At 72.4% G+C, this 13,349-nt stretch carries 11 protein-coding genes and 1 pseudogene; 10 read left to right on the top strand and 2 right to left on the bottom strand.

Annotated features, from left to right (window positions below; genetic code table 11):
• Positions 1-280: 280 nt before the first annotated feature.
• The 9 genes and pseudogenes from leuS to holA all read left to right on the top strand — a co-directional run bounded on the left by leuS (position 281) and on the right by holA (position 11,605).
• A complete protein-coding gene (gene leuS, locus ABEA82_RS02445) occupies positions 281-3,169 on the top strand; it encodes a leucine--tRNA ligase (RefSeq protein ID WP_345659654.1) in 2,889 nt (962 codons plus the stop codon).
• Between the two features lie 177 nt (positions 3,170-3,346).
• A complete protein-coding gene (locus ABEA82_RS02440) occupies positions 3,347-4,084 on the top strand; it encodes a hypothetical protein (RefSeq protein ID WP_345659653.1) in 738 nt (245 codons plus the stop codon).
• Between the two features lie 72 nt (positions 4,085-4,156).
• Complete coding sequence (locus tag ABEA82_RS02435; protein ID WP_345659652.1) at positions 4,157-5,002, top strand: DegV family protein; 846 nt, start codon at positions 4,157-4,159, stop codon at positions 5,000-5,002.
• A gap of 120 nt (positions 5,003-5,122) precedes the next feature.
• Positions 5,123-6,397: a ComEA family DNA-binding protein gene (locus tag ABEA82_RS02430; RefSeq protein ID WP_345659651.1), complete on the top strand. Its 1,275-nt coding sequence runs from the start codon at positions 5,123-5,125 to the stop codon at positions 6,395-6,397.
• Complete coding sequence (locus ABEA82_RS02425; protein WP_345659650.1) at positions 6,394-8,958, top strand: ComEC/Rec2 family competence protein; 2,565 nt, start codon at positions 6,394-6,396, stop codon at positions 8,956-8,958. The genes ABEA82_RS02430 and ABEA82_RS02425 overlap by 4 nt, the downstream gene beginning before the upstream one ends.
• 4 nt (positions 8,959-8,962) lie before the next feature.
• Positions 8,963-9,820 carry an arylamine N-acetyltransferase family protein gene (locus tag ABEA82_RS02420; RefSeq protein WP_345659649.1) on the top strand — a complete coding sequence of 286 codons (858 nt, stop codon included), beginning with the start codon at positions 8,963-8,965 and terminating at the stop codon, positions 9,818-9,820.
• A 271-nt stretch (positions 9,821-10,091) separates the two neighbouring features.
• Positions 10,092-10,229, top strand: a pseudogene (locus ABEA82_RS38625) (YceI family protein); the annotation flags it as partial.
• Positions 10,230-10,271: 42 nt separating this feature from the next.
• Positions 10,272-10,517 carry a hypothetical protein gene (locus ABEA82_RS02410; RefSeq protein WP_345659648.1) on the top strand — a complete coding sequence of 82 codons (246 nt, stop codon included), beginning with the start codon at positions 10,272-10,274 and terminating at the stop codon, positions 10,515-10,517.
• A 98-nt stretch (positions 10,518-10,615) separates the two neighbouring features.
• Positions 10,616-11,605 (top strand): DNA polymerase III subunit delta, encoded by a 990-nt coding sequence (gene holA, locus ABEA82_RS02405; protein WP_345659647.1) that lies wholly within the window; start codon positions 10,616-10,618, stop codon positions 11,603-11,605.
• A 209-nt stretch (positions 11,606-11,814) separates the two neighbouring features.
• On the opposite strand, the gene ABEA82_RS02400 is transcribed toward holA, so the two are convergent.
• On the bottom strand, positions 11,815-12,240 hold the full coding sequence (locus ABEA82_RS02400) for a VOC family protein (protein WP_345659646.1): 426 nt from the start codon (positions 12,238-12,240) through the stop codon (positions 11,815-11,817).
• 87 nt (positions 12,241-12,327) lie between these two features.
• On the opposite strand from ABEA82_RS02400, the gene ABEA82_RS02395 reads away from it, so the two are divergent.
• A complete protein-coding gene (locus tag ABEA82_RS02395; RefSeq protein ID WP_345659645.1) occupies positions 12,328-12,723 on the top strand; it encodes a nuclear transport factor 2 family protein in 396 nt (131 codons plus the stop codon).
• Positions 12,724-12,898: 175 nt separating this feature from the next.
• Here the strand turns inward: ABEA82_RS02395 and rpsT are convergent, their stop codons facing one another.
• On the bottom strand, positions 12,899-13,165 hold the full coding sequence (gene rpsT / locus ABEA82_RS02390; RefSeq protein WP_003990171.1) for a 30S ribosomal protein S20: 267 nt from the start codon (positions 13,163-13,165) through the stop codon (positions 12,899-12,901).
• Positions 13,166-13,349: the final 184 nt, after the last annotated feature.

Below are 13,349 nucleotides of genomic sequence, written 5' to 3'. Positions count from 1 at the left end.
CCTTAGTTACTGTTACGCGAAGTAACTTTTGACCCTGGTTCAGTGTTTGTGGCGCCGAGACGGCTCTCCGGAAGCGCGTCGCGGGCCGCTGGAGGCCTGCGGTACCCTAACGCCATGCGTGCCGTACGCCTTCTGCTTAGCGGGCCGCGCTGATCAGTCCCGGCCACCGGACGAGTCGAGTGGCCGGCATCGGCGCGGCGTCCCCTCCTGTGTGAGGGGATTTTTCGTTTCTCGAACCAGACAGCCGCAGGCAGAGACGATCGATGGAGCTTTGAGGATCATGAGCGAGACGAACCCCGCCGCTGCCGCCGCCACGCCGGCGGAGGTGGCGCCGCACCGCTACACGGCCGCCATGGCTGCCGAGATCGAAGCACGCTGGCAGGACTTCTGGGACGTCGACGGCACCTACGCCGCACCCAACCCGAAGGGTGACCTGGCGGGCGACCCGGGGACCGTCGCCAGGCCCAAGAAGTTCATCATGGACATGTTCCCGTACCCCTCGGGTGCGGGCCTGCACGTCGGGCACCCCCTGGGCTACATCGCCACCGACGTCTTCGCGCGCTTCCAGCGGATGACCGGCCACAACGTCCTGCACACCCTGGGCTTCGACGCCTTCGGCCTGCCCGCGGAGCAGTACGCGGTGCAGACCGGCACGCACCCGCGCGTGTCCACCGAGGCCAACATGGAGAACATGAAGTCCCAGCTGCGCCGGCTGGGCCTGGGCCACGACAAGCGCCGGTCGTTCGCCACGATCGACCCGGACTACTACAAGTGGACCCAGTGGATCTTCCTGCAGATCTTCAACTCCTGGTACGACCACGAGGCGCGCAAGGCCCGCCCGATCGCCGAACTGGTCGACCTGTTCGAGTCGGGTGAGCGCCCCGTCCCGGGGCACACGCGCGCGTGGAGCGAGCTGAGCGCCGCCGAGCAGGCCGACGTCCTGGGCGAGTTCCGGCTGGCCTACGCCTCCGACGCGCCGGTCAACTGGTGCCCCGGGCTGGGCACCGTGCTGGCCAACGAGGAGGTCACCGCCGACGGCCGCTCCGAGCGCGGCAACTTCCCCGTCTTCAAGGCCAAGCTGCGCCAGTGGAACATGCGCATCACGGCCTACGCCGACCGGCTGCTGGAGGACCTGGAGGAGCTGGACTGGCCCGAGGCCATCAAGCTCCAGCAGCGCAACTGGATCGGCCGCTCCGAGGGCGCCCGCGTCGACTTCCCCATCGACGGCGAGCGCATCACCGTCTTCACCACCCGCCCCGACACCCTGTTCGGCGCCACCTACATGGTGCTGGCGCCCGAGCACCCGCTGGTCGAGAAGTTCACCCCGGCCGCCTGGCCCGAGGGCACGCACGAGGTGTGGACCGGAGGCCACGCGACCCCGGCCGAGGCCGTCGCCGCCTACCGCGCCCAGGCCGCGTCCAAGTCCGACGTGGAGCGGCAGGCCGAGGCCAAGGACAAGACCGGCGTCTTCATCGGCGCGTACGCGACCAACCCGGTCAACGGCGAGCAGGTCCCGGTCTTCATCGCCGACTACGTGCTGATGGGCTACGGCACCGGCGCGATCATGGCCGTCCCGGCCGGAGACCAGCGCGACTTCGAGTTCGCCCGCGCCTTCGAGCTGCCGATCCATTGCATCGTCGAGCCGACCGACGGTCGTGGGACCGACACCACGACCTGGGAGAACGCCTTCGCGTCGTACGAGGCGAAGATCATCAACTCGTCGAACGACGAGGTCAGCCTGGACGGGCTGGGTGTCGCCGAGGCCAAGGCGCGCATCACCGAGTGGCTGGAGAGCAAGGGCATCGGTGAGGGCACCGTCAACTTCCGGCTGCGCGACTGGCTGTTCAGCCGTCAGCGCTACTGGGGCGAGCCCTTCCCGATCGTCTACGACGAGGAGGGCATCGCCCACGCGCTGCCCGAGTCGATGCTGCCGCTGGAGCTGCCCGAGGTCGAGGACTACAGCCCGCGCACCTTCGACCCGGACGACGCCGACACCCAGCCCGAGACGCCGCTGTCCCGCAACGAGGACTGGGTCAACGTCACGCTGGACCTGGGCGACGGCCGTGGTCCCCGCAAGTTCCGCCGCGAGACCAACACCATGCCCAACTGGGCCGGTTCCTGCTGGTACGAGCTGCGCTACCTGGACCCGCACAACAGCGAGCAGCTGGTCGACCCCGAGATCGAGCGGTACTGGATGGGCCCGCGCGAGGGCCAGCCGCACGGCGGTGTCGACCTGTACGTCGGCGGCGCCGAACACGCGGTGCTGCACCTGCTGTACGCGCGCTTCTGGTCCAAGGTCCTGTTCGACCTGGGGCACGTCTCCTCGGCCGAGCCGTTCCACAAGCTGTTCAACCAGGGCATGATCCAGGCCTACGTCTACCGTGACAGCCGTGGCATCGCGGTGCCCGCCGCCGAGGTGGAGGAGCGCGACGGCGCGTACTACTACCAGGGCGAGAAGGTCTCCCGGCTGCTGGGCAAGATGGGCAAGTCCCTGAAGAACGCGGTCACCCCGGACGAGATCTGCGCCGAGTACGGCGCCGACACGCTGCGGCTGTACGAGATGGCGATGGGCCCGCTGGATGTCTCCCGGCCGTGGGACACGCGCGCGGTGGTGGGCCAGTTCCGTCTGCTCCAGCGGCTGTGGCGCAACATCGTCGACGAGGCGACCGGCGAGGTGACCGTCGTCGACGCCGAGCCGGACGAGGAGACGCTGCGCGCCCTGCACAAGGCCATCGACGGGGTGAGCGGCGACCTGGAGGGCATGCGCTTCAACACCGCCATCGCCAAGGTCACCGAGCTGAACAACCACCTGACCAAGGCGGGAACGCCGGTGCCGCGGTCCGTCGCCGAGCCGCTGGTGCTGATGGTCGCGCCGCTGGCCCCGCACGTCGCCGAGGAGCTGTGGCACAGGCTGGGGCACGAGGACTCGGTGGTGCACCAGGACTTCCCGGTGGCCGACCCGGAGTACGTCGTGGACGAGACCGTGACCTGCGTCGTGCAGATCAAGGGCAAGGTCAAGGCACGGCTGGAGGTCTCGCCGGCCATCTCCGACGAGGAGCTGGAGAAGGTCGCGCTGGCGGACGAGAAGGTCGTCGCCGCTCTCGGCGGGGCCGGCATCCGGAAGGTGATCGTGCGGGCGCCCAAGCTGGTGAACATCGTTCCGGCGTGAACGAACTCCGTTCCGGCGTGACGTTCGTCCCGCGGAGCGTCTGGCCTGGCGTTTCGCCGGGCTCGGGGTAGTCCCCTACGGGCAGGTTCGGGGTTTTTCTGGAACTCCGGACCTGCCTGTTGCGTTTACCGTTGAAGAGCGACGTGAGGTGTGCCGCGACAGCCTGAGGAGAAGCCGGTGGAAGCAGTGATCGCAGTATTCGCTCTGCTCTTCGTGCTCTTTCTCGGGCTCGGCGTGTACGCCACGGTCAAGGTGGTCGGCGCCGCCAAGCGCGGGGTGGACCGAGGCATCACCCAGGCCCGCCGCACGGTCGAGGACCACACCCTGCGGGCCAAGTCCTTCGCCCAGCCCGGCGCGGCGGGCGAACTCGCCCAGCTGAGGCTGAAACTGCGCACCTCCCTGCGCGCCACCCAGGACGCGCTGCACGCGGCCGCCGCCGAGGACCAGTCCATGAAGGAGTCCGTCGGCCTCTTCGAGCGGCTCAGTGCGCACGGGCACGAGCTGGACGACGAGCTGAAGCGCCTGGAGTCCGAGCCGAACCGGTCAGCACTGACCGAGCGGCTGCCCGGGCTGCGCGAGCGCACCGAACGCATCACGCAGTCGGCGGACGCCCTGCGCTGGGCGGCCCGCGACCGGGCCCGCCGCTTCGCCGAGGACGACCTGGACACGCTCAGCGCCCAGATCGACGTGGAAGCCGGCGCGCTGCGGCACTGGACGACGGAACCGGAGTCCCGGCCCGCCCCGCCGCCGTGGCCCGACGCACCCGCCGCCGACGCCCCCACGGCCGGGCAGACCTGGCCGGAGACCCCGCAGTCGAGCCCGGCACAGGAGCCGGCACAGCCCGCCATCGCACCGGCCCGACCGCGCCCCACCTACCCCTGGCAGAAGAAGCCCCGCCCCGAGAGCACCACTTGATCCGGCCAGTCGCGGTACAGGGCACAGGGGCCGGGCTGCCGCACGCGCGCTACGGCAGGTAACCTCCAGCTCATGTCCCGCCATGTCGCGATCGTCACCGATTCAACGGCCTACCTGCCGGCCCGGACGATGGAGCGTCACGGCATCACCGCGGTACCTCTGACGGTCGTCCTGGGCGACCGGGCGCTGGAGGAGGGCACCGAGATCTCGACCCGCGCGCTCGCCCAGGCTTTGCAGAAGCGGCGCCCGGTGACGACCTCGCGACCCGGCCCCGCGGTCTTCGAGGAGACCTACCGCAAGGTCGCCGAGTCCGGCGCCACCGGCATCGTCTCCCTCCACCTCTCCGCCGAACTCTCCGGCACGTACGACGCCGCCGTCGCCGCCGCCCGGCAGGCGCCGGTGCCGGTGCGCGTGGTGGACACCGGCATGATCGCGATGGCGCTGGGATTCTGCGCGCTCTCCGCGGCACAGACCGCGGAGTCCGGGGGAACGGTGGACGAGGCCGTCGCGGCCGCGGAGAAGCGGGCCGCGGGCACGTCCGCCTACTTCTACGTCGACACCCTCGACTACCTGCGCCGCGGCGGTCGCATCGGTGCCGCGCAGGCCCTGCTGGGTTCGGCGCTCGCGGTGAAGCCGCTGCTGCAACTGGCCGACGGCCGTATCGAACCGCTGGAGAAGGTGCGGACCGCGTCGAAGGCGATCGCCCGCCTCGAGGAGATCGCGGCGGACCGGGCGGCCGGCGCCCAGGTCGATGTCGCCGTCCACCATCTCGCCGCGCCCGACCGGGCGTCGGCCCTCGCCGACCGGTTGCGGACACGGGTGTCCGGGCTGGCCGATCTGCATGTCAGCGAAGTCGGGGCGGTGATCGGGGCGCACACGGGGCCCGGGTTGCTGGGAGTCGTGATTTCGCCGAGGTGAACGGTCACCGCGGGCCCTGACTCACTCGGATGAGTGGGGGAGTTATCCACAAGTGGGGTGTTGTCCCCGGGAATTGAACAAGATCATCGCGAGGGGGCCGATGTGGCCGATCCTCGTCGCATGGCACTTCGATCACGTTCACGCACAACGCCCGCGAGCAGTGGCCCGGGCCGTGGCCCGGCGTCCGACGGCCGCGTCCGCCACCGCCGTCACCGGCCTGCCGCCCGGGGTCGGGCACGGCAGCGTCACGCCTCCGCGGAGGACCTCCGGCGGCGCGCGGAGGTGCTGTTCGGCGAGCCTGCCGAACGGGCCGGGGAGTCTGCCGAACGGGCCGGGGAGCGGGGGGAGTCGGGCCATGGCCCGCCGGGCGGCGAACGGTGTGCCGAGGGGGCCGAGCCCCTTGCCGGGGGCGGGGGTGGGCTTTTACGGGGTGAGGCTGGGGCCTTCAGGGACGAGACTGGAGCCTTCAGGCGTGAGGCCGGGGCCTCCAGGGACGAGACTGGGCCACTCAGGCGTGAGGGGGCCGGGGCCTTCAGTGACGAGGCCGGGCCGTTCAGGGATGAGGCTGAACCCTTCAGGGGTGAGGCCGGGGCCCGCGCCGAGGCGGACACCGCGGATGACCGCCGGGACGGGCGTGGCGCGGACGGTGCCTGGCGGGAGCGGGCCGGGCTGGCGCTGCGGGAGCGCATGCCGCTGTGGTTGCAGGCGAGATGCGGCCTGGAGCGGCGGAGCGTGCTCGCGCTGACCGTCGTGCTCTGCCTCGGCGCGGCGTTCGCCGTACAGCACTTCTGGACCGGCCGCACCCAGTCCGTGCGGCCGCCCGAGGTGGTGCGCGCGGCGGCACCGTACGGGGCGGAGCAGGGGCGGACCGGGCAGACCGGCGAGAAGCGGGGGCCTGGTGTGCCCGCCGGGGCGGCGAAGGCGGCGGGTGGAGCAGCGGCGGCCGAGGTCGTCGTGGACGTCGGCGGCAAGGTCCGGGATCCCGGAGTCCACCGGCTGCCGGCCGGCTCCCGGGTCGCGGACGCCCTGCGGGCGGCGGGCGGTGTGAAGCCCGGCACGAACACCGACGGCCTCAACCGCGCCCGCTTCCTCGTGGACGGCGAGCAGGTGATCGTCGGTGCACCGGCTCCCGCCGCGGGGACCGGCACGAGCGGAACGGCCTCCGGTGGCACGGCCGGTGGCGCGGCGGGCGGCGGGCCACCGGCTCCGGTCTCCCTCAACACGGCCACCGCCGACCAGCTCGACACCCTGCCCGGTGTCGGCCCGGTGCTGGCGCAGCACATCATCGACTACCGCACGCAGCACGGCGGATTCCGCTCCGTGGACGAGCTGCGCGAGGTGAACGGCATCGGCGACCGCCGCTTCGCCGACCTGCGCAACCTCGTGCGGCCATGACGAGCGCGCCCGACCTGACGCGCGGCCGGTCGGCGGTACACGCCGCCTCCGGGAAGCGCCTCGGCGCCGCCCGTCCACGGCAGGAGGGCCCCACGGACCTGCGGCTGGTCCCACCGGCCCTGGCGGCCTGGGCCACTGCCGCCCTGATGCTCGACGCCTCACCGGGGTCCACGGGCATCGTGGCCGGTTGTCTGGCCGCCGTCGCGCTGCTGCCGTGGACCCGGCGAGCGGGGTGGGCGTCCTGGTCGCGGGCGTCCGCCGCGGCCGTGCTGCTGTGCGTCGCCGCTGCGGCTGCTTCGGCCGGGCTGCACGGGGCGGATCTGCGGCGAGGGCCCGTGCCCGGACTGGCCCGGTCGTACGCGACCGTGACCGCCGAGGTCGAACTCACCTCCGACCCACGCCTCACCCGGCCCAGGGTCCGCGGCGATCACGTCACTCCGACCGCCGTACTGATCGACGCCGAAGTACGGCGTGTCCACGACAGCGGTGGCGCGACGGCGGCGACGCGGACACCGGTGCTGCTGATCGTCGACGTGGGTTCGGGCCGGCGGGGCGGGCGGCCGGCCGCCGACGAGGCCGGGCGGTCGCCGTGGCTCGGGCTGCTGCCCTCGACCCGGCTGCGGGTCAGCGCGCGATCGGCGCCCGCCCTGACGGGCGGTGACCGGATCGCGGCCGTGCTGCGGGTGCGGGGCGAGACCGAACCGGAGGTGGTGGGAGCGCCCTCGGACGCGCAACGACTCGCCGGCCGGCTGCGTGCCGGGCTGCGGGAGGCGACCGACGGGCTGACGCCGGATGCCCGGGCGTTGCTGCCGGGACTGGTCGTGGGGGACACCTCGCGGATCACCCCGGAGCTGGAGGAGGCCTTCAAGGAGACGGACCTCACCCACACCCTGGCCGTGTCCGGGGCCAACTTCACCATCCTGCTCGCCCTGCTGCTCGGGCCACCGGGCCTGGCGCAGCGCGTCGAGCGGCGGGGACTCGCGCCTCGCCTCGGCATCTCCCTGCGGGCGACCGCGGTGCTCGGGGGCGTGCTCTCACTCGGGTTCGTCGTCGTGTGCAGACCGGACCCGAGCGTGCTGCGGGCCGCGGCCTGCGGAGCCGTCGCGCTGCTCGCCCTCGCCACCGGCCGCCGCAGATCGCTGATCCCGGCGCTGGCGACGGCGGTCCTGCTGCTGGTGCTGTACGACCCGTGGCTGGCGCGGAGTTACGGGTTCCTGCTCTCCGTCGCCGCCACCGGCGCCCTGCTCACGCTCGCGCCGCGCTGGAGCGCCGGGCTGCGACGGCGGGGAGTGCCGCCACGGCTCGCCGAGGCGCTGGGTGCCGCCGGCGCGGCGCAGGCCGTGTGCGCGCCGATCGTCGCCGTGCTCTCGGCGCGGGTGAGCCTGGTGGCGGTGCCGTGCAACCTGATCGCGGAGTTCGCGATCGCGCCGGCCACGGTACTGGGCTTCGCCGCGCTGGCCGCGGCACCGGCCGTGATGCCGGTGGCCGAGGCCCTGGCGTGGTGCGCGCACTGGCCGGCCGAGTGGATCGCGACCATCGCCCGTACCGGGGCGGCGCTGCCCGGTGCGGGAGTGGACTGGCCGGGCAGCTGGACGGGGGCCGCGCTGCTCGCGGTCGTGACGTCGGCCGTGCTGCTCGTGGGGCGGCGGCTGCTCCGGCATCCCTGGTGGTGCGGGGTCTGCGGGCTGCTGCTGGCGCTGGCGGTGGTGCAGCCGCCGCCGCTGACCCGGGTGCTCACGGGCTGGCCGCCGCCGGGCTGGCGGCTGGTCATGTGCGACGTGGGGCAGGGCGACGCCATGGTGCTCGCGGCGGGCGAGGGCGCCGGTGTGGTGGTGGACGCGGGGCCCGACCCGCAGCTCGTCGACCACTGCCTGCGCGCCCTCGGCATCACCAGAGTCCCGCTGGTCGTCCTCACCCACTTCCACGCCGATCACGTGGCGGGTCTGCCCGGCGTGCTGCGCGGACGGACCGTCGGCGCGATCGAGACGACCGGCTTCGAAGAGCCCGCCGAACAGGCCGCGTTCGTCCGGAGACAGGCGGCCGCCCGGAGGATCCCCGTGACGCGGGCCGCCGCCGGGGAGCAGCGCCGCACGGGGGAGCTGTCCTGGCAGGTGGTGTGGCCGCCCCCGAGCCCGCCGCCGAACCCCTCACCCGGCTCGCCCCCGCAGGTGCTCCCGGGGCACCCGGAGCCGGAGGGGCCGAACGACGCCAGTGTCGCCATGCTGGTCCGGTCCGCGGGACTGCGTCTGCTGCTCCTCGGGGACCTCGAACCCCCGGCCCAGCGGGCGCTGGCCAGGTCACCGGCGGCCGAGGCGCTGCGGCGCGTGGACGTGCTGAAGGTCGCCCATCACGGCTCGGCCTACCAGGACCCCGGCCTCATACGCCGGGCGGCCCCGCGGCTGGCGCTCATCTCCTGCGGCGAGGACAACACGTACGGGCACCCGGCGCCCGGCACGGTCGCGGCGTTGCGCGCCGGGGGCGCGGCGGTGCTGCGGACGGACCGGGACGGCGCGTTGGCGGTGCTGGAAGGGGACGGGGGGCTGAGAGTGGCGCGAGACTGAGGGCATGAATCCAGCACAGATTGATGCCTATCTCCGCCGCCTGGGAGCCGAGCACCCGGCGTGGCCCACGGTCGACGCGCTGCGCGATCTGCATCTGCGTCATCTGCGGACCGTGCCGTTCGAGAACCTCTCCGTCCATCTGGGCGAGGAGATCGTGCTGGAGGAGCAGCGGCTGCTGGACAAGGTCGTGGGCGCGCGGCGGGGCGGGTTCTGCTACGAACTCAACGGCGCCTTCGGGGCGTTGCTCGCCGCGCTGGGATACGACGTGGCGCTGCTCGCGGGGCGGGTGTACGGGGAGGGGGAGCGGCTCGGGATCCCGTACGACCATCTCGCGCTGCGGGTGCGGACGGTGGACGGGGGCGACTGGCTGGCGGACGTCGGGTTCGGGGCGCACAGCCATCTGCCGCTGGCGTTCGGGGACCGGGGATCGCAGGAGGACCCCGCGGGCACCTTCCGGATCGTCGAGGCGCGGCCCGACGCGGCCGGGGTCCGTGGAGGGCACGACACGGTGGAGGCGGCGGACCTGGACGTGATCCGGGACGGCAGCCCGCGGTACCGCCTGGAGGTACGGCCGCGGGCGCTGGGCGACTTCGTGGCCGGGGCGTGGTGGCACAGCACGTCGTCGGTGTCGCACTTCACGCGGTCGCTGGTCTGCTCGCGGGTCACGGAGGACGGCGGGAGGATCACCCTCAGCGGCCGCAGATACACGGTGACGGGGGCCGACGGGACGCGGGAGGAGCGGGAACTGGCGACGGACGGGGAGGTGCTGGGGGTGTACCGGGAGCGGTTCGGCATCGAGCTCGGCGAGGTGCCGACGGTCCGCGGCGCGACGACCCGGGACACCGGCCGGGACCGTGACTGAACCGGACCAGAGGGGTCACACCGTCCACACATGGTTCACATGGTTCTTGTCGGTTCTACTCGTGCCTAGTCCCATCACAAGTGCTGGATTCCCATGATGTGTTCCCGTGTTGCCTCGAAAACCTCATCAGTGGTCGAATGCGTCCTCGACGAACAGTGATCAAAGCCGGGTGCTCGATCCGGTCGACGAGCCGGTCAGGCACGCGGAGTTCGCGGTCACCGACGCCATGGGGTGTGCGGTGGTCAGCGGTGGCGCCGATCCGTTCGGGTCGGCGGCCTGCCGGGCCACCACCGAACTGCACCGGGACGACTTCACCGTGAGCTGGCAGACCATGCTCGCGCGGGGCATCGCGGTGGTCGGGCCGAGCATCAAGGTCGACCTCGACGTCCAGGTCGTGCGCAAGGGCTGAGCCGGCGGCCCGGCTCCGGTGCCGTGACGGACAATGTCCGGCGTGAGTGATGTGCGACATGTGCTGGTGCTACCCGACCGGGATGCCGCGGAAGAGGTGGTGGAGGCGCTCGGGGAGCGGTTCGGGGTCGTGGAGGAGCCACAGCTGGTGCGGGACGCACTGGCCGGTGAGGACGACGCCGAGGACGCCCAGTGGCTGGTCGTCCTGCGGGACGAGGCCGGGCGGCTGGACGCCGCGGAGCTGGACCGGTTCGCCGGGGAGTGGGAGGGCTGGCGGGAGGAGCCGTAGCTTCCCCGTCCGGTGTCCTCGCACGGCGTCCTCGCACGTCTTCGTACGCGTGGTCCTCGCGGGCATCGCTGTCAGTGGTGCGTGGGATGCTTGTCGCGATGGCCAGGAAGACTGCGAATGACGACCCTCTCGCCCCGGTGACGCTCGCCGTGGGCCAGGAGGAGCTGCTGCTCGACCGCGCCGTGCAGGAGGTGGTGGCCGCCGCGAAGGCCGCCGACGCCGACACGGACGTACGGGACCTGACTCCGGACCAGTTGCAGCCCGGCACACTCGCCGAGCTGACGAGTCCGTCGCTCTTCGCCGAGCGCAAGGTCGTCGTCGTACGCAACGCCCAGGACCTGTCGGCCGACACGATCAAGGACGTGAAGGCGTATCTCGGGGCGCCCGCCGAGGAGATCACCCTGGTGCTGCTGCACGCCGGCGGGGCCAAGGGGAAGGGGCTGCTCGACGCGGCGCGCAAAGCGGGGGCGCGCGAGGTGGCCTGCCCGAAGATGACGAAGCCGGCGGACCGGCTGGCGTTCGTGCGGGGAGAGTTCCGGGCGGCGGGCAGGTCCGCCACGCCGGAGGCGTGCCAGTCGCTCGTCGACGCGATCGGGAGTGATCTGCGGGAGCTGGCGTCGGCGGTGTCGCAGCTGGTCGCGGACATCGAGGGGACGATCGACGAGGCGGTCGTCGGGCGGTACTACACCGGCCGGGCCGAGGCGTCGAGCTTCACGGTCGCCGACCGGGCGGTCGAGGGGCGGGCGGCGGAGGCGCTGGAGGCGTTGCGCTGGTCGCTGGCGACCGGGGTGGCGCCGGTGCTGATCACGAGTGCGCTGGCGCAGGGAGTCCGCGCGATCGGGAAGCTGTCGTCGGCCCGGGGCGGTCGGCCGGCCGATCTCGCGCGGGAGCTGGGGATGCCGCCGTGGAAGATCGACCGGGTACGGCAGCAGATGCGGGGATGGACCCCGGACGGGGTCGCCGTGGCCCTGCGAGCGGTGGCCGAAGCGGACGCGGGAGTGAAGGGCGGCGGAGACGACCCCGAGTACGCCCTGGAGAAGGCCGTGGTCGCCATCGCCCGGGCAGCACGCTCCAGGGGCCGGGGCTAGCGGCACCCTTCGGTCCGGGTCGCGCTCGGACGACCGGCTGCTCCGGCGGGCCCGGCGGATCTCTCGGGCCGGGCTTGCCGGAAGACGGACTTCCCGGAGGTCGGGCGGCGGTGCCTCTCGGGCACGGCTTCGCCGGGGCGACCGGTTTCCCGGGGGCCGGGGGCCGGGGGCCGTGCCGGGGCAGTGGCGCAATTCGGACCGAGTCGGGCTCAGACGACCGGCTCCCCGATCCCCAGCAGGTTCCCCTCGCTGTCGTGGAACCAGGCGCCCCGCTCGCCGCGGGCGCCCTTGCTCGGGTAGTTGCCCTCGATCTCGGCGATTCCGCCCTCCGTGCGGAAGCCGGGCACGTCGACCTCCTCGAAGACCACGCCACGCCGCTTGAGCTCGGCCACGGCGGCCTCGATGTCGTCGACCTCCAGCGCCATCTGCGTGAAGGTGCCGGGCGAAGCCCCCGTGGAGCGGAACAGCACGAAGTCCGCGCCGCCGCACCGGTACAGCAGCCCGCCGGGCCGTTCGTCGACGGGGTCGAGCCCGAGCTTCTCGGAGTAGAAGCGCCGCGCCCGGTCCAGGTCCTGGGCGGGCAGCCGGGTCGCCACCCGGGCCCCGGCCAGCACGTTCCCGCAGACTGCGTCCATGTCTCCACTGTGCCGCGAAACCCGCCCGGAGGGAGAATCGGTTGTGTCAGCCGTACGTCGCCAAGAGACGGAGAGGTGGCGAGGGACATGGCTGAACACCCGCACGCAGCGCTCGTCCGCAAGGGCTTCGAGGCCTTCACCCGAGGCGACCTGGACACCCTGCGGGAACTGATCGCGAAGGACGCCACGCACCACGTGCCCGGCAGCCACCCGCTCTCGGGCGACTTCAAGGGCCAGGACGCGATCATCGACATGTACCGGCGGATCGGGGAGGAGACCGGCGGGTCGATGCGTCTGGACGTGCTCGGGATCGCCGTGGACGGCCGTGGTCACGCGGTCGGCATGTGCCGGGTCACCGCCGAGCGGCAGGGCAAGCGCCTGGACGACACCGGCTGCATCGTCTTCCGGATCGTCGGGGACCGGGTCACGGACCTCGACGAGTGCGTCGAGGACATCGACAAGAACGACGCGTTCTGGTCCTGAGCAGGCCGAAGGCCGGGTGCCCTCCCATGGGGAACAGGAGAACACCCGGCCTTCGATTCAAGCTGCTGGATCCACGCCCGCGTGGCGAACGCAGGCCGCGCGTGGATCCGAGGGGTGCCGGACGGGAGCGGATGAGAGAGGGCCCGCTCGATTCCCTCCGGCGTCACATCAAACGTCAGCCCTTGAGCGCGGCGACCTTCTGAGCCAGCGCCGACTTCTTGTTGGCGGCCTGGTTCTTGTGGATGACGCCCTTCGAGACGGCCTTGTCGAGCTGACGCGCGGCAACGCGCTGGTACTCGGTGGCCTTCTCGACGTCACCCGCGGCCACGGCCTCACGGGCCTTGCGGATCGCGGTCTTGAGGGAGGACTTGACGGCCTTGTTGCGCAGCCGCGCCTTCTCGTTGGTCTTGATCCGCTTGATCTGGGACTTGATGTTCGCCACGAATGAGCCTTTTCAGGTGTGATTTCTGATGACGTGCCTCGTGCGAGAGGGCATGAGACACAGCCACCCAGGCTACCAGCGGGCCCTTCCACGGCCCAAACCCGTCCATGGTCCGCACCCGTGGGACCATGGAGGCTACGTATCGATCCGATCCGACCCGAGACCGCAGACACTGCGGACGCCT

Origin of the sequence: Streptomyces venetus, from assembly GCF_039540295.1 — a bacterium.
GTDB classification, from domain to species: Bacteria; Actinomycetota; Actinomycetes; order Streptomycetales; family Streptomycetaceae; genus Streptomyces; species Streptomyces venetus.
Note: the sequence above shows the minus strand (reverse complement) of the source record. Positions and strands in the feature narration are given on the sequence as shown.